This window comes from Paraburkholderia sp. SEWSISQ10-3 4 (genome assembly GCF_030464785.1).
In the GTDB taxonomy this organism is placed as follows: Bacteria; Pseudomonadota; Gammaproteobacteria; order Burkholderiales; family Burkholderiaceae; genus Paraburkholderia; species Paraburkholderia aspalathi.
In genome coordinates, this window is the sequence record NZ_JALPRI010000001.1 from 22317 (window position 1) to 42201 (window position 19885).

At 61.1% G+C, this 19885-nt stretch carries 21 protein-coding genes; 9 read left to right on the forward strand and 12 right to left on the reverse strand.

Features of this window, described 5'->3' with window-relative positions:
* Positions 1–248 precede the first annotated feature (248 nt).
* Both M0D68_RS00100 and M0D68_RS00105 read left to right on the forward strand, forming a co-directional pair.
* Entirely contained in the window at positions 249–599 is a 351-nt protein-coding gene (locus M0D68_RS00100; protein WP_211708549.1) for a sugar ABC transporter ATPase, read from the forward strand.
* Between the two features lie 166 nt (positions 600–765).
* Complete coding sequence (locus M0D68_RS00105) at positions 766–1272, forward strand: metal-dependent hydrolase (RefSeq protein ID WP_093637260.1); 507 nt, start codon at positions 766–768, stop codon at positions 1270–1272.
* A 311-nt stretch (positions 1273–1583) separates the two neighbouring features.
* Here M0D68_RS00105 and M0D68_RS00110 read toward each other — a convergent pair whose 3' ends face one another.
* The 3 genes from M0D68_RS00110 to M0D68_RS00120 all read right to left on the reverse strand — a co-directional run bounded on the left by M0D68_RS00110 (position 1584) and on the right by M0D68_RS00120 (position 3856).
* A complete protein-coding gene (locus tag M0D68_RS00110; protein ID WP_266223468.1) occupies positions 1584–2387 on the reverse strand; it encodes an AraC family transcriptional regulator in 804 nt (267 codons plus the stop codon).
* Positions 2388–2561: 174 nt separating this feature from the next.
* Positions 2562–3497: a serine O-acetyltransferase EpsC gene (gene epsC, locus M0D68_RS00115; RefSeq protein ID WP_266223469.1), complete on the reverse strand. Its 936-nt coding sequence runs from the start codon at positions 3495–3497 to the stop codon at positions 2562–2564.
* Positions 3498–3622: 125 nt separating this feature from the next.
* Positions 3623–3856, reverse strand: coding sequence for a hypothetical protein (locus tag M0D68_RS00120; protein WP_013590843.1), 234 nt, complete (start codon positions 3854–3856; stop codon positions 3623–3625).
* A gap of 325 nt (positions 3857–4181) precedes the next feature.
* On the opposite strand from M0D68_RS00120, the gene M0D68_RS00125 reads away from it, so the two are divergent.
* Both M0D68_RS00125 and M0D68_RS00130 read left to right on the forward strand, forming a co-directional pair.
* Positions 4182–4634, forward strand: coding sequence for a DUF3005 domain-containing protein (locus M0D68_RS00125; RefSeq protein ID WP_093637766.1), 453 nt, complete (start codon positions 4182–4184; stop codon positions 4632–4634).
* Between the two features lie 207 nt (positions 4635–4841).
* Positions 4842–5447, forward strand: a complete 606-nt coding sequence (locus tag M0D68_RS00130) for a short chain dehydrogenase (RefSeq protein WP_266223470.1) — start codon at positions 4842–4844, stop codon at positions 5445–5447.
* 13 nt (positions 5448–5460) lie between these two features.
* Here M0D68_RS00130 and araD read toward each other — a convergent pair whose 3' ends face one another.
* The 7 genes from araD to M0D68_RS00165 form a co-directional block, all read right to left on the reverse strand.
* Entirely contained in the window at positions 5461–7200 is a 1740-nt protein-coding gene (gene araD / locus M0D68_RS00135) for an L-arabinonate dehydratase (protein ID WP_256456809.1), read from the reverse strand.
* Positions 7197–8120, reverse strand: a complete 924-nt coding sequence (locus M0D68_RS00140; protein ID WP_211708546.1) for an ABC transporter permease — start codon at positions 8118–8120, stop codon at positions 7197–7199. The genes araD and M0D68_RS00140 overlap by 4 nt, the downstream gene beginning before the upstream one ends.
* A complete protein-coding gene (locus M0D68_RS00145; RefSeq protein ID WP_200619580.1) occupies positions 8120–8986 on the reverse strand; it encodes an ABC transporter permease in 867 nt (288 codons plus the stop codon). Before M0D68_RS00145 ends, M0D68_RS00140 begins: the two co-directional genes overlap by 1 nt.
* An 8-nt stretch (positions 8987–8994) precedes the next feature.
* Complete coding sequence (locus M0D68_RS00150) at positions 8995–10074, reverse strand: ABC transporter ATP-binding protein (protein ID WP_266223471.1); 1080 nt, start codon at positions 10072–10074, stop codon at positions 8995–8997.
* 20 nt (positions 10075–10094) lie between these two features.
* A complete protein-coding gene (locus tag M0D68_RS00155; protein WP_211700340.1) occupies positions 10095–11264 on the reverse strand; it encodes an extracellular solute-binding protein in 1170 nt (389 codons plus the stop codon).
* Positions 11265–11550: 286 nt separating this feature from the next.
* Complete coding sequence (locus M0D68_RS00160) at positions 11551–12495, reverse strand: SMP-30/gluconolactonase/LRE family protein (RefSeq protein WP_266223472.1); 945 nt, start codon at positions 12493–12495, stop codon at positions 11551–11553.
* A gap of 85 nt (positions 12496–12580) precedes the next feature.
* Positions 12581–13522 carry a dihydrodipicolinate synthase family protein gene (locus tag M0D68_RS00165; RefSeq protein ID WP_266223473.1) on the reverse strand — a complete coding sequence of 314 codons (942 nt, stop codon included), beginning with the start codon at positions 13520–13522 and terminating at the stop codon, positions 12581–12583.
* A gap of 573 nt (positions 13523–14095) precedes the next feature.
* Here M0D68_RS00165 and M0D68_RS00170 point away from each other — a divergent pair.
* Positions 14096–14800, forward strand: coding sequence for a LuxR family transcriptional regulator (locus M0D68_RS00170; protein ID WP_093637292.1), 705 nt, complete (start codon positions 14096–14098; stop codon positions 14798–14800).
* Here M0D68_RS00170 and M0D68_RS00175 read toward each other — a convergent pair.
* Entirely contained in the window at positions 14784–15101 is a 318-nt protein-coding gene (locus M0D68_RS00175) for a hypothetical protein (RefSeq protein WP_054040665.1), read from the reverse strand. The two genes, M0D68_RS00170 and M0D68_RS00175, sit on opposite strands and share 17 nt — an antisense overlap.
* 154 nt (positions 15102–15255) lie before the next feature.
* Here M0D68_RS00175 and M0D68_RS00180 point away from each other — a divergent pair, with 154 nt between their 5' ends.
* A complete protein-coding gene (locus M0D68_RS00180; protein ID WP_093637295.1) occupies positions 15256–15849 on the forward strand; it encodes an acyl-homoserine-lactone synthase in 594 nt (197 codons plus the stop codon).
* 80 nt (positions 15850–15929) lie between these two features.
* Here the strand turns inward: M0D68_RS00180 and M0D68_RS00185 are convergent, their stop codons facing one another.
* Positions 15930–16619, reverse strand: a complete 690-nt coding sequence (locus M0D68_RS00185) for a FadR/GntR family transcriptional regulator (RefSeq protein ID WP_266223474.1) — start codon at positions 16617–16619, stop codon at positions 15930–15932.
* 290 nt (positions 16620–16909) lie between these two features.
* On the opposite strand from M0D68_RS00185, the gene M0D68_RS00190 reads away from it, so the two are divergent.
* From M0D68_RS00190 to M0D68_RS00200, 3 genes are all read left to right on the forward strand, one after another.
* On the forward strand, positions 16910–17377 hold the full coding sequence (locus M0D68_RS00190) for a universal stress protein (RefSeq protein ID WP_266223475.1): 468 nt from the start codon (positions 16910–16912) through the stop codon (positions 17375–17377).
* A gap of 249 nt (positions 17378–17626) precedes the next feature.
* The gene (gene fnr, locus M0D68_RS00195; RefSeq protein ID WP_266223476.1) at positions 17627–18421 is read left to right on the forward strand and encodes a fumarate/nitrate reduction transcriptional regulator Fnr; all 795 of its coding nucleotides are present in this window, start codon (positions 17627–17629) and stop codon (positions 18419–18421) included.
* A 131-nt stretch (positions 18422–18552) separates the two neighbouring features.
* On the forward strand, positions 18553–19866 hold the full coding sequence (locus M0D68_RS00200) for an SUMF1/EgtB/PvdO family nonheme iron enzyme (RefSeq protein ID WP_266223477.1): 1314 nt from the start codon (positions 18553–18555) through the stop codon (positions 19864–19866).
* The last annotated feature ends 19 nt before the right edge of the window (positions 19867–19885 follow it).

A 19885-nucleotide genomic window follows, 5' to 3' on the forward strand; every position in this document is an offset into this window, starting at 1 on the left:
CTGAACCCGCGCGTGGCACGATCACGCGCGGGTTTTTTTCATGGTGCTTACGTTCTTACGTTTCGGCGTAGCGATAGTGACGGCACAAGCATGCCGTGGGTATACTGAGGTCGGCTGCCTTCCTTGCCGTAACGTCGTTGCGGTTGAACGGCTGCTTCGTCGCGAAGCATGACGTTGTGTTCAATCGCGTTGCGCTTCGCCCGCGCCCCAAGTTCCCGTGCACGATCGGGGACGCCGACGATCGGACCATGAAAAGACTTCTCCTGCTTGCTCCCGCTGCTGCCCTCACTGCTTTTCTCGCTGCCTGTGGTTCCAGCGGTCCCACCCGCGACGCGTCCCAGCCGATGATGTACGTGTCTTCGCAGCGCGCCCCTGCTTATATCGCCGATTGCCTCGAAAGCAAGCTGTCACGCGTGCGAATGTCGCGCGTCGGCGACGCGACCGAGATCGCTGTCGGTTCCGATTCGAACAACTCGTATTTCGTCACGCTGACGCCGCACAACGCGGGCTCGGTGATCAAGGTGATGCATCCCGCGAATGCGCCGGACGATCCACCTGAACCGGAAATGCGCGTCGATATTGCGCGCTGTGCGACCTGAGTTTCGGGTCACTCGGCGGCGTTGTTGAGGACGACACTGAGGACCACATCGAAGGCCACGCCGATGCGCGATTTTTTATCTCGCGTGTCGGCTATTTTTTTATCTGCTCATCTGCGAACATAGCCGCCCCTTGGCTTTTATCCGGCGCGCTGCGTCGTGAGGTTCGATGGCATCCAACAAAGCACATCACGCGACTGGGTTTGCGGCCGGCGTTATCGCGGCGGCGGTTGTCGCACGCGTCGGCGGCGGTGGTTCGTTTCATATCGGCGTGCTGTTGAGTTTCATCGCCGGGGTGGCGGGGAGTACAGCGCCGGACTGGCTGGAAGTGGCGTGGTGGTCACGCGCGCGAAGGCTGTGGATTACCCATCGTACGTTGACGCATTGGGGTGTGGGGTGGGTCGCGTTGCTCGTGGGTTCCTATCATTGGCTTGGGCATTCGGTTTATGCTGCCGCGGCGTTTGGGTTTGCTTGTGGAGGGGTGATGCATCTGTTGGCCGATTGGCCGAATCCTTTGGGAGTGCCGTGGGTCGCTGCGCGGCATTCTTTGAATCTTTGGAATAGTGGGCGGTGTGATTTGATTGTTGTTGCGGGTTCTTGGGTCGCCGCGTGGTTTGTTAGTGAGCATGTCTGGTTGCATGGGGTTTCGGTTTTGCGGTTTTTGAGGGTGGGGTAGTTGTCGGCTTTTCTTTGCCTGCGCGGCGCTTTTTGTCTGTGTGCTTGGGGCTTTGGCCTTTCCTTGGTTTGTTAGTGGTCTATTAGCGTTGCCCCTGTGCGGGGCGGCACTTACTTTCTTTGCCGCCGCAAAGAAAGATAAGCAAAGAAAGCGGCTAGAAGCCCCTGCTAAGTGGGCACCGTGGTCTGCTAGGGGTAGTGGTGCGACTGGAATCTGTGTTCGTGCCCGTGCATAAGCTTGTGACAAGGGCGTCATTCTTCCGGCGGCGCTGCGCGCGCCGAAGCGTTGTTCTTAACCCCGGTTGGTACGCTTTATCGCCGCTTCGCGGCTGCGTAGTTGGCGGGGGTCATGCCCATCAATCGCACGAATGCTCGGGTCATATGGCTCTGGTCGGCAAAGCCCGCTGCAGCTGCCGCGTCTGCCAATGTCGTGCCGCGTGCGATCAGTTGTCTCGCAAGTATTACCCGGCGCTGCATTCTGTATGCGTGCGGTGGTAATCCCATCTCATACGCAAAGCCCCTCAGTAGCTGGAAGCGGCTCATGCCGGCCTCAGTAGCAAGGTCGGTCAACGTAAGCGGTGATGAAGGGTCGTCGTCGATCCTAGCCCTCGCTCTCGCAATCGGACTCAAGGTCTGTGCCAACCTCGGACGTGTGTGCGTCGTCGCGTGAGTTCGAAGTAGATACCCAAGCAACTCGAGCATCGTCTCCTCTCGGATCAAGTCGTCCGGCACGGATTGCGCTTCCACCGATACTGTGAACAGGCGCTCGAAGAGTATCTTCAGTTGTGGGTCGTGTACCACCGGTTGAGTTAGTTCGATCTCGTGTGTGGTCATGCCATCTAACTCGATCGCGGCGTCGCTTAGCATCGATGGCTCGAAATACAGCATGCGCCATGCGCGGCCGCGCTCGTCGAGCGGGCTGCCGTCGTGTACCTCCCCCGGGTTCACCATGATCGCGTCGTTCGCTCGTGCTTCTACTACGCCGCGGCCGCTCGATGAGCGGTGTCCGCCCGTGAGGATCACGCCTACCCCGAAGCGGTCGTGTGAGTGGCGCGGAAACGAATGCGTCGTTTCGGCTATCGTCGCTTCGACGCCAACGATCGCGCAGCGAGGCATGTGAACGCGGCCGCGTGACATGGGACGCCGCTCAGAAGTTAACTTGCGTTCCGCGCGGAACAACGCGCGGCGGTGTGCACGCTGAATCACGCAGCGAACCCTATGCAGATCGCCAGAGCGCCCCGCGCGCCAAGCCACGCGGCAAAGTGCGAGATGCCGCCTGAGCCAGCCCGCTCATCTACCGCCCCCCTCGTCCGTGCCCGTACGCTCGCCCTCGCGGATCTTGCCCTGCGATACGCTGCTGCCCGGCGGCACGCTGTGCGTCAGCCACACATTGCCGCCTATCACCGAGCCGCGCCCGATCGTCACGCGGCCGAGAATCGTTGCGCCGGCGTAAATCACGACGTCGTCTTCAACAATCGGATGGCGCGCGTTGCCCTTCACCAGCGTGCCGTCTACATCAGCAGCGAAGCTCTTCGCACCGAGCGTCACGGCCTGGTAGACACGCACGCGCTCGCCGATGATCGCGGTCTCGCCAATCACAACGCCCGTGCCGTGGTCGATAAAGAAACTCGGGCCGATGGTCGCGCCCGGGTGAATGTCGATGCCGGTCGCCGAGTGAGCGATCTCGTTGATGAAGCGCGCAAGCAAGGGCACGCCGAGGCGGTGCAGCGCGTGCGCAAGACGATGGTGCGTCATCGCCCACACGCCCGGATAACACAGCAGAATTTCAGTGATGTGCTGCGCAGCCGGGTCGCCGGTGAACGCGGCCTGGATATCGCTGACCAGCAACGCGCGAATACCGGGCAACTGCGTGCCGAACTCGCGCGCGACGTTGAACGCGCGCTCCTTCAGATCCGCATCGGGCGTTTCGCCGAACTCGGGCAGAAAGCGCAAGGCACGGCGAATCTGTTCGGCAAGCAATCGCAACGTGCTTTCGAGCGTGTGGCCGACGTAGTAGTCGACAGTTTCGTCAGTTAGATCGGGGGCGCCGTAATGCGTGGGAAACAGCGCCGCGCGCAAGCCGGTGACAATCCCGATCACCGCCTCGCGCGACGGCAGCTCGCGAATGCCGAGCGGATGCCGCGTGCGATGCAGTTCTTCACGCGACGCGCGCAGGTCCGCGACGATCTGTTCGAGACCCCAGTTATGGGCAGGCACATTAGGCATAAAAGGACAGCGCCGCGCGATAGGCGCGGTTCAGAGTGATTGTCCCAAGAGATTACCGCGTTTTGCCGCGGCTCGCGCAACGTCGCGCTGCTGCCCGGTATGCCGGGCCGCGCGTGGCGGGCGGTTCAGATAGTCACGCTGCTCGCATCGATCCAGCGCACGGCCCAGTCGCGCGCGTGCGCGATGGCGGTGGCCTCGTCAGGGAAACGCAAGTCGGTGGGGAAAAAACGGTTGGCGACCAGTTCGCCGTCGCTCGAGCGGGAGATGACCACATAAGGTTGCCAGCTGCCGTCGCCCGCGCGCGCCGGTGCGCAATTCAGCAAGTAGCCGCGATGTGTGAATGCAGCATCGAAATGCATGTGTCACCCGCCCTGACGGCCCCGTAAGATGTTTTGAGTAGCGCGCGTCTGTTCGTTGCCGGCTATGTAAAAAACAGCCGGACGCATGTCGCCGATTTAACCGCGCTTCGCTCGTCGGAGTAAGATCATACTCTGTAGAAAATAGGCGTCCATTAAAAAAAACGAAAAGAATCGCGGACGCAATCGTCACGTGAAATGCCCGCATATGTCATTGCACATAAACTGCGAGGCAACCGCGGTACAACTCACGCACACAAAGAGGTTGTGCGAGGCGGAACAGGTTTTGCTGCACTTCAACCATGTCCTCTTCAATGGAGAATGCATGATGAACAGCGATATCAACAAGCCGGCAGACGCCGGCAAGCAGCCGCGCACCACCGGCCCGAGCACAACGGAACTGCATAACGACCGCACGCATGACAGCACGGTCGACACCGACGGCAAGAATCTCGAGGCCGCCCGCATAGCCGGTCACAGTCCGATCTCGCCGGACGAGATTACGACGACCAACGCGACCCTGGTCAACAGCGTGCCTGAGGCGCACGACGGCATGGCCGGCTTCGACAGCCGGGTTGGCGGCAATCATCTGCTGCTGGCACTCGAGCCGGGCTGCACGGTCATCGACAAAGGCATGGTCGCGCCGCAAGGCGTCGATTCAGAAGATGATCTGTTCGATGACCCGCGCCCGATCCGCAGCCGCCGCGAACGTGGCCGCATGCATTTCGCCCTCAATCATCTGCGTCCCACGCGTGTGATTGAATTACTTCGGGTGAAGTAACTACTCGCGCGGCGCGTATTTGTTTGAAATACGCCGCCAGCGCCGATTAATCAGTCCATTCCAAAGTGCGCACCGTTTGAATGACGGTGCGCGTTTCGTTACGGATTAGAAACTCAGGGTTGCAGGACCTGCAAGCCGAACGGGCTTTTTCCGCCGATCGTTGGCCGACACAATTGACTGCACGTCCAATACCAAACGGAGCAGCAGATGAAAAAGATTGTCGTAATAGGCGCAACCGGCACGATCGGCCAGGCAGTGAGCGCAGCATTGAAAGCACGCCATGAAGTCATCGAAGTGGGCGCGACGCGCGGCCAGTATCGCGTGGACAGCACCGACCCGGCCAGCATCGAGCGGCTCTTTGGCGAGATTGGTAAAGTCGACGGCATCGTCACCGCCACCGGCAAGCTTCATTTCGGCCCGCTGCCGGAGATGAGCGTCGAGCAGTTCTGGGTCGGCCTGCGCGACAAGCTGATGGGTCAGATCAATGTGGTGCTGGGCGCCCAGCGATACGTGAACGACGGCGGTTCGTTCACGCTGACGAGCGGCATTGTCGGCGACGAGCCGATTCGCGAAGGCGCGAATGCAACCACGGTCAATCTGGCCCTGGAAGGTTTCGTGCGCGGCGCCGCGATCGAATTGCCGCGCGGCATCCGCATCAACGTGGTGAGCCCGACCGTGCTCACCGAAGCGATGGGTGCTTATGCGCCCTACTTCCGTGGCTTTGAGCCGGTCACCGCCGAACGTGCCGCGCAAGCCTATCTGCGCAGCGTGGAAGGCGCGCAAACGGGCCGTGTGTATCGCGTGGGGTATTGAGCCTTCAGCAAGCTCAGTGAATCTCCGGCTCGCCGCTTGCATCCGCCTGCGCACCGCCGCGCTGCAGGAAATCGAAGTCGCAACCTTTGTTCGCCTGCAGCACGTGCGCCTGATGCAAGGCGCCATAGCCGCGCGTAAACCGCGGCTCGGGTCTGACCCAGGCGGCCTTGCGGCGCGCCAGTTCTTCCTCCGCTACGAGCATGTTGAGCTTGCGCCGCGGCACGTCCAGTTCGATCAGGTCGCCGCTCTGCACCAGCGCAAGCGGGCCGCCGACAAACGATTCCGGCGCGACGTGCAACACGCACGCGCCGTAGCTCGTCCCGCTCATCCGTGCATCAGAGATACGCACCATATCGCGCACGCCCTTTTGCAGCAGTTTCCGCGGGATCGGTAATTGCCCCCACTCGGGCATGCCCGGCGCCCCGACCGGTCCCGCGTGCTGCAACACGATCACGCAGGTCTCGTCGATGTCGAGCGCTTCGTCGTCGATGCGCGCGGCCATGTCGTTGTAGTCCTTGAACACCACGGCGCGGCCGGTGTGCACGAGCAAGCGCGGCTCGGCGGCGCCCGGCTTGATCACGGCGCCGTCGGGCGCGAGATTGCCGCGCAGCACCGCAAGGCCGTTATCCGGCAGGAGCGGCGCGCTGCGGCGGCGGATCACCTCGTCGTTGAAAATCGTCGCGCCTTCGAGGTTCTCGCCGAGCGTGCGGCCGTTCACCGTTTTCTGCGAGCGGTCGATCAGGTCGCCCAGTTCGGCGAGCATGGCCGGCAAACCTCCCGCGTAGAAAAAGTCCTCCATCAGATACGCGCCGGTCGGGCGAATGTTCGCCAGCACCGGCGTGCGGCGCGAGATGTCGTCATAGCGATCGAGCGTCAGTTCGATCCCGGCGCGGCGTGCGAGCGCGATCATATGCACGATCGCATTAGTCGAGCCAGAGAGCGCGAGACAGGTAGTCACGGCGTTATCGATTGAACCCGCGGTGATCAGATCGGAAGGCTTCAAGTCCTCCCACACCATCTCGACGATACGCATGCCGGTTTTCGCCGCCATCTGCGCGTGCCGCGAATCCACGGCAGGAATGGAAGCGAAACCTGGCAGCGTGAAGCCGAGCGCTTCGGCAGCGCTCGTCATGGTCGACGCGGTGCCCATTGTCATGCAATGCCCCGGCGAGCGCGCAATGCCGCCTTCAATACCTTGCCAGTCCGATTCAGTGATCGTGCCCGCGCGCAACTCGGCCCAATACTTCCAGCTGTCCGATCCGGAACCCAGCGTCACACCGTTCCAGTTGCCGCGCAGCATCGGACCGGCCGGCAGAAAGATCGCCGGCAGATCCATCGAGATCGCGCCCATCAGCAAGGCGGGCGTGGTCTTGTCGCATCCGCCCATCAGCACGACGCCATCGGCGGGATACGAACGCAGCGTCTCCTCGGCTTCCATGGCGAGGAAGTTGCGATAGAGCATCGTGGTGGGCTTCTGGAACGGCTCGGCGAGCGTCTGCACGGGCAGTTCGACCGGAAAGCCGCCTGCCTGCCAGATGCCGCGTTTCACTTCCTCCACACGCTGCTTGAAATGCGTGTGGCAAGTATTGATCTCGCTCCATGTGTTGAGGATCGCGATCACCGGTTTGCCCGCATATTCCTCGCGGCTGTAGCCCATTTGCGCGGTACGCGAGCGATGGCCGAACGAGCGCAGATCGTTTAAGCCGTACCAGCGGTGGCTGCGCAGTTCTTCAGGTTTCTTTCGCTTCGTCAACGTCTTTGCTCCTTCACGCGCGACACGATCTGTGTCGGGCTGACGAACTGCAGCGCAATCAGCACCCAGATCAACGTGATCGCCATGTAGATCATCGCCATCGCGTCGATCGATTGCGGCGCACGCACGCCAGTTGAAAATACAGCGTAGTACAAGGCGACCACGAGCGTTTGCGTCGCGGGGCCCGCTGTAAAGAATGTCAGTTCGAACATGCCGATGGTGCGCACCAGTACGAGCAGCCCGGCCGCCAGCATGCCGGGCACCAGCAGGGGCAGCAGAACATAGCGGAAATAGCGAAACGTGTTCGCGCCGAAAATGCGCGCCGCCGCTTCGAGATTGGGATCGATCTGCTCGATGAACGGCGTCATCACCAGAATCACGAACGGTAGCGCCGGCACGAGATTCGCAAGAATCACGCCGCTCAATGTTCCCGCAAGGCCGACTTTGTACATCACGGTGGCCATCGGAATGCCGTAGGTCACGGGCGGCACCATCAGGGGCAACAGGAAAATCAGCATCGCCATGCGCTTGCCGCGAAACTGCACGCGGGCGAGCGCATACGCCGCGGGCACGCCGAGCACGACCGACAACACCACCACCGCGCCGACCACTTCGACGGTGACCCACAACACGCTCGCCAGTTGAAAATCGCTCCACGCCTGTGCGTACCAATGCAGAGTAAAGCCCTGCGGCAAGAAGGTGCCGAACCAGCGGGTCGCCAGCGAATTCACCGCGACGGTCGCAATCAGCAGCACCACGTTGACGAGAAAAAACACCATCGCGCCCCACACCAGCACCTGCCAGATGCGGTCCGGCACGCTGGCGCGCTGCTTCACGCGCTTGCTGGGTTGCTGGGCGCCGTCGTTGTTTTCCTTCGACGCGGACCACGAAGGATGCGCGGCGTGATGATCGCTAGCCATCAGCCTTTGCCTCCCGTCACCGGACCGCTATAGAAGAAGCGGCGCGCGCCGAGCATGGCGACAACCACCAGCAGTTGCACGAAGCCCATCACCATCGCAATCGCCGAAGCAAGCGAATAGTCGTAGCTTTCGAACGCGGCTTCGGCTGCGGCGATCGACATCACGCGCGTCGGACCCGCAGGGGCGCCCAACAGCACCGCCGACGGAAACACCGAGAACGCCTGCACGAACGACAAACAGGCGGCCATCGTTAAACCAGGCACCAGCAGCGGCAAATAGATTCGACGGAACTGCTGCCACGGACTCGCGCCGAGCGTGGCGGCAGCGCTCGCGAGCGTCGGATCGATGCCGGTCACGTAGGACAGCGTCAACAGAAACGCAAACGGAAAGCCCGACACGATCAGCGAGATCAATACGCCCCAGAAGTTATGCGTGAGGCGCACTTCATTCGTGTACAGATGCAATCCGTGCAATGCCTGCGGAAACCAGCCATTCGGGCCAAAGTACGTGAGCATGCCGTCGGCGATCAGCACGGTGCCGAGCGTGACAGGAATCACCAGCAGCGTCGTGATGAGCTTCTGATAGGGCGAATTGCGACGCAGCGCGAACGCCACCGGAACCGACACGCCAACGTTAATCAGCGTCGCCGGCACGGCGAGCTTGAGCGTGACGAGAATGGTCGGCCACATCGACGTGTCGGTGAAGAACGTCAGATAGTTGGCCCACAGGCCGCCCCCGTTCATCGGCCGGAACGACAGCACCAAACCATACGCAAACGGATAGATGAACAACGCCACGATGAAAATCAAAGCCGGCGCGACCAGCCACGCCTTGGCATCGCGCGGTGCGAGCGGCGGCGACAGCATGGGCGTGTTCAAGCAGCCTCTCCGTCATAGACGAGCGCACGTGACGGCGGCACACGCAGACTGATGCGCTCGCCCTCTTCGAACTCGCCCGCGACGCGCGCCCACAAATCGCCGAACGCGGTCTTCACCCGCAGCAATGAATCGTGCCCGCCGTATTCCACGGTGGTCACCAACGCGTCGAAGGCGTTTTCCACGCCAGGTGCTGCGCGCTCCATATCTTCAGGGCGCAGCGCAACGCTCACGCGCTTGCTGTTGAAACCGGCCATCGGCGTGCCGATCAGACGCACACCATTCGCGCTCACGGCAACCCCATCGCCTTGCGTGCCTTCGAGCGTGAATTCGGCTACGTTTCGATAGCCCATGAAACGCGCGACGTGCAAATTTTGCGGCCGCGTGTAGACCTCTTTCGGAGTGCCGACCTGCTGCACCACACCCTCTTTCATCACGACGATGCGATCGGCCATGGAAAGCGCTTCGTCCTGATCGTGCGTCACATAGAGCGTTGCGCGTTCGAGCTGGCTATGGATGCGGCGAATCTCAGCACGCATTTCGATGCGTAGTTTCGTATCGAGATTCGACAGCGGTTCGTCCATCAGAATCAGTGGCGGTTCGATCACGATTGCGCGCGCAATTGCCACGCGCTGCTGCTGACCGCCCGACAGTTGTCCTGGCAGCTTGCGTTCATGACCGACCAACTGTACGAGCTGCAATGCTTCGCGCGCCCGGCGCATGGCCTCGCCCTTCGCGACGCCACGCATCTTCAAGCCGAAGCCGACGTTATCCAGCACGCTCATATGCGGAAACAGCGCGTAGTTCTGAAACACCATGCCGAAGCCGCGCTTTTCCGGCGGCAGCACGTCGATGCGTTTATCGTCGAGCCAGATGCCGCCGCCGCTCAAGGGCTGCAAGCCGGCGATGCAATTGAGCGCCGTCGATTTGCCGCAACCCGAAGGTCCGAGCAACGCAATGAACTCGCCACGCTGGATGTTCAAATCGAGTCCTTGCAGCGCTGCGACCGCCTGGCCCTCCGCATTCGTGAAACTGCGGCTCACCGAATCGAGCCGCAACTGCTCAAAGTGATGCTTCATGGCGGTTTCCTGATACGCGGCTACTTGGTCTTCTGCGCGCCGACGTCGCTGTCCCATTTCTTGAAGGCCGCGACCATTGCGGTGGCGTTCAGCGGCAAAACATGCGGACGTTCAGCCAGCAGCTTTGCATACTCCGGCCGCCCATATTTCTTCAGCACATCCTGGCTGTGCGCGGGCGCCTGCTCGATGCTTACGCCCTTGATTGCCGGCCCGGGATAGAAATAACCGTCGTCATAGGTCATGGCTTGCTGTGCCGGTTCGAGCATGAAGTTCATTAGCTTGTAAATCACGTCGAGCTTTTCCTTCGGCACGCCCTTCGGAATCACCATGAAGTGCGCGTCGTTCACCCACGTCATGTTGTCGAATGCCTGCACGCGGAATTCCGCCGGAACGATGCCGAGCGCGCGTGGGTTGATGTCCCAGCCGGTCACCGTCACGGTCATGTCGCGCGTACCCTCGCCGAGTTCTTTCATGACCGCCGAGGTGCCGCCAGGATAGTAAGGAATGCAATCGTTCAGCTGCTTGAGAAAGGCCCACGTCTTGTCCCAGCCGTGAATCGGATCTTGCGGATCCTTGTCACCAAGCACATAAGGCAGGCCCATCAGGAACGTGCGGCCGGGACCGGAGTTCGCCGGCCGCGCGTAGATCAGCTTGTCCGGATGCGCCTTGCACCATTGCAGGAGTTGCTCAGGCGTTCTGGGCGGATCAGTCACTTTGGCGGGGTTGTATTCGAGCAACGGACCGGCCGGCATATAGGCGACCTCGAGACCAAAGCCTTGAGCGAGGTCCTGCATCTTGCGCGGACCGGGCGCGTATTTGTCGAGCACGCCTGGGAAGGCCGCGGCATTGTCCGGCAATAGCTTCATCCACAGATTCTGTTCGATGCCGGCGGCCAGTGCATCGGTGCCCGTCAGAACGAGATCGATGTCGGAGCGGCCAGCGGCCTGCATCGCCTTGATCTTGCCGGGCAGCTGCGGCGCGGGCGCGTTGGTGAACGTGAGATTGGCGACGAGATTCGGATACTTCGCCTTGAAGGCTTCGAAGCCCTTCTGCGTGAGTTGAAGGTCGCCGGCTACATCGACGATATTGAGCGTTACCGGATCGGCCGCATGCGCGGTGGACCCCAATGCGGCGCTTGCCACGAGACATACGGACACCAGCCTGAGCGCCAACCTGCCTGAAACAGTCATTGCGTCTCCTCGCTTCTTGGTATGGAAGTCCGCCGGCCAGATGTGCTGCTGGCGGTGTCTCTCTACCAATGGAACATAGCGAAGCGGAACTGTCGATGTCAAGCAAATACTCGCCACCGCGTTTTACCTTAAAAATTGGCTATTTTTTGCGCGGAATCCTTGTGGTTCAACGGTTTGCGCGCGGTATCCAAGGGCAAACCCGGAGTTAGCAGGCGCTGGGCACAGCGAGTTGTCTGGCAACTTGAACTTGTACTGCGCACTCAGGCTGCCCGCACGCCTTGCGCCCTCACCCGCCCTGGACGCCCTCCGTATTCACATACAACGAATACAAGCCGTGGCTCGCCGCCATGAACAACCGGTTGCGATGACGTCCGCCGAAGCACACGTTCGCGCAGCGCTCCGGCAACGCGATATGGCCGATCGGCTCGCCTTGCGACGTGAAGACGCGCACGCCGTCGAGTTCGTCGGTGCCCATGCCCCAGCCGCACCAGAGATTGCCGTGTGTGTCGACGCGAAAGCCGTCGGGCGTGCCCGGACCGGCATCGATCAGTACGCGGTTGTTCGACAGCACGACGCCCTTGCTGCTGACGTCGACATCGAACGCGCGAATCTTGCGCGGCACGCCACGCGATTCGACGATGTACAGCACAGACTCATCCGGCGAAAACGCGAGGCCGTTCGGACCCAGCACGTCGTCGGCGACCATCGTCACCTCGCCCGATTGGCCGTCGATCCGGTACACGCACGCGGGTAGTTCCGACTCCTGCCGCTCGCCCTCATAAAAGCTGTCGATGCCGAAGGTCGGATCGCTAAACCAGATCGAACCGTCCGACTTCACGATCACGTCATTCGGCGAGTTGAAACGCTTGCCGAGGTAACGGTCGGCGAGCACGGTAATCGAGCCGTCGTACTCGGTCCGCGTGACGCGCCGCGTCAGGTGCTCGCAGGTCACGAGGCGACCCTGGCGATCGCGCGTGTGGCCGTTCGCATTGTTCGACGACTGGCGAAACGTGGTCACCGCGCCGCTGGTTTCGTCCCAGCGCAGGATACGGTCATTGGGGATGTCGCTCCACAGCAGATAGCGGCCGTCGCCAAACCAGACCGGCCCTTCTGACCAGCGCGCGCCCTGATACAGACACTCGACGGAAGCAGACGCCAGGATCAGCGACGTGAAGCGCGGATCAAGAACGCGAATGGAGGGATCGGGATAGCGTCGGCTGGTGTCGGTCATGCGTAGGCTTTGGACGATGGAAGTTGAGGGGAAGATGGGGCGCAGCGCGCCGCGCACGCACCTGTAAACCGCGGCCGCTGCGAGGTCAATGCGACGCCGGCTTCTGCGCGAGCTGACGCTCCAATGCGAGCAGGACCTGCGTCGCATGATCGATCTTCGCATGATGTTCGGGCGGCGTCGAACTGAGTAGCGGCAAGATCGGCCCCATGTCGGCAATCTTTGAAAACGTGACTGCATCATGCAACACACGGATCAACGAGATTTCGTCACGCAGCGTTTCGAGCGGCAGGAAAGCTTCATAGAGACGCTGCGCTGTGTCGGCATCGCCGCTTCTAACGGCTTGCAGCAACGCCATGACCATGCGTGGCGCAATGCATCCCGAACCCGTCGTCCATGCAGCCAGACCGAACTCGCGCAAATGGACGAGCGCTGGCCGCTCACCCATGCCCGACACGACCTTGGCCACAGGCACGGATTGCACAAGTCGGCGCAGATACGGATCCTCCGCAGGATTGTCGCGGACGATCGCGTATTTGACGGCCAGCAGCGTGCCACGCTCGATCAATCGCGCGAGCGTGTCGAGCTCCACGTAGTTTTCGCTCTTGATGTACATAGTGAGCGGCATGCCCGCCGCCTCGGCGATGCGCGTGAGCCCGGCTTCCACGCCTTCGGACGTCGTAAATCCGCTCAGCGGCAACACCATCGCCGTACGGTAGCGGGTTTGCGCAAGGATACGGGCCTGATCGAGCATTTTCCCGTAGTCGGGACCGATTGACGGGATCACGCGCGTGCCTGCACTGGCTGCGCCCGCCAGCATATCCAGCAAGTCCCGATACTCGCTGACGGCCACGTGGTAGAGGTTCGCATTGCCGCCGTACAGCAAGGTGCGCACGCCGCCAGCCTCGATGTGGCGAATCAGAGCACGGTTTTCGGCGACGTCCAGCGTGTAGTCGGCACGGCGGGCGAGCGGCGGCACGGCCATCACCGATGCGACGAACTCACTGTCGAGAATCGGGGATTCGTTCATGACGCCTCAAACACACGGGGACCGGGTGTTCAAGTTAGCATCGGGTTCGCAATGTTGTCAAACAACCTACGTATGGTTGTCATTGCGAGATCTCACGTCGAATTCGATGCGAAGGAGCCGAAGCTGGCAAAGCGCGGCGTGTCGCTTTCGTATGATAATAGACGGTGACAGGCCGCTGTTAGAGAATAGAGAAGGGCCAGGTGGAAATTGTCAATTTGATAATTGGCGTGGTTTTGTCCGGAATCTCGACACGCGCAGTCATTCAAAGTGGTTTGACAATAATGTTGTAAATCAAAAGCATCAAAAACGCCGCTACGAGAAAATTACCCACTTTATCGACCCGTGAATGTTAATCAGGTCGAAGAAATCCGATATAAGGAGTAATTCGTTCGCCTGGTAGCAGAACCAGTGCTGGTGGCGCTTCTTTAGAAATCGCCCTCGGCTTGCGAAATAATTTTTAGTGATAGATTGTGAAGATAAAAACAGCCGGACGGATCGCCGTACCGCAATTAACCGCAACGGGACGTTTGCGAGTCTGAGAGAACCAAATTGTCGCTACATTTTATCGAGGAAATGGCACCGCTACTGAACGCCGCAGATGAAGCGGAATGGTTCGGCGCGATCGCGGGCCTGGCCGACACATGGGGCTTCGACAGGCTTCTGATTGCCATGCTGCCGCGCCCGACCATTCGCCTTGAAGACGCTTATGTGCGGAGCACCTACGCACCGGCCTGGCGACGCACCTACGACGAGCAGGGGCTCGTCCATATCGACCCGACTGTCTCGCATTGCGCGACACGCGCCACGCCGCTGATCTGGTCGCCGGACATTTTTACGACCGCACCGCAGCAATCGATGTATGAGGAAGCCCGCTCGCACGGCCTGCGCGCCGGTGTGACGTTGCCGATTCATGGGCCGAACCAGGAAGCCGGCATGATGTGCTTCGTCAATGACAGCAATCCGACTGAGGCGTTCTGGCGCCACGTCAACGTTGCGTTGCCGAATCTGGTGCTATTGCGCGATCTGGTGATCGATACCAGTCAGCGCCATTTGAATACGCACGCTCAGACTTTATTGCCCAAGCTCACGCCGCGCGAACGCGAATGCCTGAAATGGACCGCGCGCGGCAAATCCACCTGGGAAATCTCCCACATCCTGAGCTGCTCGGAAGCCGTGGTGAACTTCCACATGAAGAACATCAGGACGAAATTCGGTGTGAATTCGCGGCGCGCGGCGGCCGTGATCGCCGCGCAGTTGGGGCTTATTGACCCGGGTTGAGCAAGGCGGCGGCGTCGCGGCTGTACAGCACCCGCTCGGCCCGCCCGAGATCGGCGTCGGAAACGGTTTTGGTGAAGTAGAGGCCCAGCAGGATCGACACCGGCGCCGGAATTTCGGCCCCCGATTCGAACCGGCTGCCACGCGACTGCGTCACGCCAAAGCGTGCCCAGAAGCGGCGCTGGCTCTCCTTCTTCTTCTTGCGGTAGGCAATGATCAGAACACGATCCACCGCCGATGACGGCTCTGCCGGGCGGGTTTGGATCGAAGGTTGCGCTTGCCAGTGGTTTTCGAGAAGTTCCATTTTTGTGTCCCGTCGGTTGAGGGCTGAGGCTTGTCTCGAATTCTGCGTTATCCGATAAGCATGCACACCTATCCAGGTAGGTAGGTGGCGGAAAGATTCAAAATGCATAAGTTTTCTTGCGTATTGGGTACCCCAACACGTTCAGGAGAACGTCATGCAAACAGCAATTCGGATTGGAATGCGGCAGGAATTCGACAACGCGGACATCAACGAGATGTACCGTCTGCGGGCTCGGGTATTTCACGGGCGACTCGGGTGGGATATCCCGACCATCGCGGGCATGGAAATCGACGGCTACGACGCTCTCGGGCCCCATTACATGCTGATTCAGGGCGACGATCGGCACGTGCGGGGCTGCTGGCGCCTGATGCCGACGGAAGGGCCGAACATGCTCAAGGACACCTTCCCGCAATTGCTCCACGGCGCGGATGCGCCGGTCGGGCGGCATATCTGGGAACTGAGCCGGTTTGCGATCGAAACCAGCGGCGAGGAACAGTCGTTCGGCTTTGCCGACCTGACGATGCAGGCGATTCACGAACTCGTGACGTTCGCTGACCGGATGGGCATCACCCGCTATGTCACGGTGACCACCACGCCGATCGAACGGCTGCTGCGCAAGACCGGGATCGACATCAGCCGGCTCGGATCACCCCTGCAGATCGGCGTGGAACGGGCCGTGGCGCTGGATATCGCGGTCAGTCCGAAGACCCGCACCGCCCTATTCGGGCCAATGGCTGCCGCCGCCTGACGTCTTGACACGACTGGGGCGGCGCTTGCGACAGCCCGGCTACCTGATATTTGCGACCCGCGGAGGAGACACGCGGGATATCAGGAACCGAACATCCGCTCGAGCGCATTCTCGAGATGCGCGCGCATCGCCTTCCCCGCAGCAGGGCTGTCCTTACGGCGGATCGCCTCGAGCACGGCCATATGTTCGGCTTGCACAAGCCGCTGCCGCTCCACCGTTTTCACAAGCGAAAGATTGCGCGACAGATTCATGCTGAACAGAATCTGCTCTTCAATGAACGACATGACCGTGATGAAAAACGGGTTCTTCGAGGCGCGCGCCACCGCCAGGTGGAACATGAAATCGTCCTGCGCGCCGATGCCCCGGGTTTCGATGATCCGTTCCAGCTGGTCCCATGCATGCTGGATCGCGGCGATATCGTCCGCATCGGCTTTGAGCGCTGCCTGTTCGGCCGCGCCGGCTTCGGTCACGATGCGAAATTCATAGCAGCGGCGGATGTCGGACAGCGTTTCGAGCGGCGCAAACCGCCGCACATCCGGGTCTGGCCGCCGCGCGACCGTGGTGCCCGAACCGTGCCGCGTCATGATGATCCCGTCCGCCCGCAGCCGCGCCAAGGCCTCGCGCACAGTGGGCCGCGACGTCGCAAAGCGTTCGGCCAGCGCATGCTCGGTAGGCAGCCGCTCGCCCTCCTTGTACTCGCCTTCAAGAATGCGATTGAGGATGTCGCCGTAGATCTTGTCGGGCAAGCCCGTCGTTTTGCGCTCGTTCATCAGCGGTGCTGAAGCAGCTTGTCTGAGTAGGTCATGATTGTAAGGCAAACCTGACCCTATCTTGATCTGATAGATGCGCCCCGGCTTGACAGGAATGCCGCAAACGCTTGCTGCGCGGTGTTTGCCGGGAAGCGTGCAGTTATCGCAAAATTTGACAAGTATTTGATTTACATCCTGTCAGGATGCACCTTTTTCAGCGATCATTTAAGCTGGCATCCGTAATAAATCGTCAATAAGTCCGGCCGTACGCAATGGCCGCGGCATCCCAATCTTTCAGACGCGGAGTCGATATGTACACACGCATCCTCGTAGCGGTCGACGGCAGCCACACCTCGCGCCGCGCATTCGAAGCAGCGCTCACGCTCGCGAAATCCACCGGCGCTGTCATGCAACCGCTGTACGTCGTCGAAAACACACCGATGTATTTCGAAGCGCCGGGTTATGACCCGTCCATTCTGCGCAACCGCCTCGTCGAAGAGGGTAAAGAACTCTGCGCGGAATTCGCCTTGGCCATGGCAGCGCAAGGCGTCAAGGGGGAGCTCATTGTGGGCGAGGCCTCCTCCCTCGATGACGTTTCAGTGGTCGTGCTAAAAGCGGCCGCTGACTTCAACGCCGATCTGCTCGTGATGGGCACGCATGGCCGGCGCGGTTTTCAGCGCCTGATTCTCGGCAGCGTCGCGGAGCGCTGCGTGCGTCAGGCGACCTTGCCTGTACTGCTGATCCCCTCTGCGGCCGGCAAGGTCAGTGAAGTCGCCTGAACGCGTGGTAACACACATTGCAAAGCGTGTGCTCGCCGCATTGGGGGCACGCGCGGCTGCAGTTGCGATACATCCAAAATCCGAGCGGAGCATCTTCGCCGCGATACATAGCAGTCCATAGCCACAAGCAGCAATGCAAGCGTGACATCGCTCAAGATGCCTAACTGCGCGAACGCGTCATTTTGCCGCTAAACGGGGGGCATCGGCGGTGGGACAATCAGTTGTTACTCTGACAAATGGCTGCCGAACATGCTTACTCCTACCGCTGTGACTCGCTCCGCTGGCGCCGCCGATTCCACTCCGAAGTCGTCGCCGGCGCGTAGTAGCCGTCGTGCCGCGCCAGTGAGAGCAACGGCGCGCACCGCCGCTCGTTGTTCGAGTTGCTCGATGCGGGCGCTCTGCATGCCGCAAGGCCTGTCGTCCAACGAACTAACGAAACTCGAAGCGCTCATCTGCAGCGCGCGCTCGGTGCAGCGCGGCGAAGCGCTGTACCGCAGCGGCGACCGCTTCGAGAATATTTACGCCGTGCGTTCCGGCTCCATGAAAACCGTCATGGCCCACCGTGACGGCCGCGAACAGGTCACAGGCTTGCGCCTCGCCGGCGAAGCGCTCGGCCTCGACGGTATCAGCGAAGACGTGCACGCATGCAGCGCCGTCGCGCTTGAAGACAGCACCGTATGTATCGTTCCCTACCCCGCCCTCAAGTCCCTGTGCCGTGAAATCAGTTCGATGCAGGACCGCCTGCACAAACTGCTGGGCGAACAGATAGTCCGCGAAGCCGGGCAGATGATGGTGCTCGGTTCCCTTTCAGCGGACGAACGCGTGGCGGCATTTCTGCTCGACGTGTCGGAGCGCAACGCGCAACGCGGTTATTCGTCGGCGGAATTCAATTTGCGCATGACACGCGAGGACATGGGCAGCTACCTCGGTATGACGCTCGAAACCGTGAGCCGCACCCTGTCAAGATTTCAAAAGCGCGGCCTGATCGACATACAGGGCAAACACATCCGGATCGTCGATCTGGAGGGCTTGCAGAAGGTGTAAGCCGTACGCGGAGGACCTGGCCCGCGCCGCCACGTCCCCGGCCACCTGCTTTTTAGCGCGCATTCGTCTTGGCATGGCTCCTGCGAGCGGGTACAGTCTTTAGTCCGTCCCCCGCAAGGAGACCTGGCGAAATGAATCGCGACCCCGCCCCGCACCACCCGCTCGTCCAGCGTCTGATCGACGCGCGTCAGATTACCGACGCATTGTTTTCTATCGTCAAACCCGAATTTCTGTACGAACGGCCGATCCGTGAGCGTCACCGGATCGTGTTTTACGTCGGCCATCTGGAAGCTTTCGATCGTAATCTTTTCGATCAGCGCCTGTGCGATCTGCCGGCATTCGACCCGCACCTCGATCAGCTCTTCGCTTTCGGCATCGATCCCGTCGACGGCGGCTTTCCCACCGATCAACCCAGCGACTGGCCCTCGCTCGACGCCGTGCGCGCCTACGGATTGCGCGCCCGCGAGCAGATCGACCGCGAACTCGACGCGCTGAGCGACTCCGCCCGCGTCGGCCGCAAGGGCGACCATGCTGACGCGTCCGAGCAGTTGCTGAACGTCGCGATCGAGCATCGGCTGATGCACGCTGAAACGCTCGCGTACATGCTGCATCAGTTGCCGCTTGCGCAGAAGGTCGCCGGGTTGAAGGAGCCGGCGCTCACGCTTCCTGAACCGCGGCAGGCGTTGTCGTCTATGGTCAGCGTGCCGGCTGGTGCAACGGTGCTCGGCATGTCGCGCGAGAGCGGCCATTTCGGCTGGGACAACGAGTTCGGCGAAAAGCGCGTCGACGTGCCCGCGTTCGAGATCGATCGTCATATGGTGACGAACGGCGCGTTCCGGGAGTTTATCGAGGCGGGTGGCTATCGCGAACCGAAGTGGTGGACGGACAAGGATTGGGCCTGGAAAGAAGCCGAACATATCGAGCATCCGGCCTGCTGGTCGCAGCAAACCGGGAGCGGTCAGAACGGCGCGTGGATGCTGCGCACAATGTTCGACGACGTGCCGCTGCCGCTCGACTGGCCCGCGTACGTGAGCCACGCCGAAGCCAGCGCCTACGCGCGCTGGGCCGGCAAGACGCTACCCAGTGAAGCGCAATGGCAACGCGCGGCACATGGCGCACCGCATGCCGCTTCGGGAAATTTCGATTTTCGTAGCTGGGATCCGCAGCCGGTCGACGCATATCCAGACAACGTCAGCGCGTTCGGCGTGGAAGGTCAATTCGGCAACGGCTGGGAGTGGACCTCAACGGTGTTCGACGCACTGCCGGGCTTCGAAGCGTTTCCGTTTTATCCGGGCTACTCCGCCAACTTTTTCGACGGGCAGCACTACGTGATCAAAGGCGGTTCGGCACGCACCGCGCAATGCATGTTGCGGCCGGCTTTCCGGAACTGGTTTCAACCGCATTACCAATATGTGTATGCGGGGTTTCGGTGTGTGAAGGCGTGACGAATAAAGCATAAGTTGA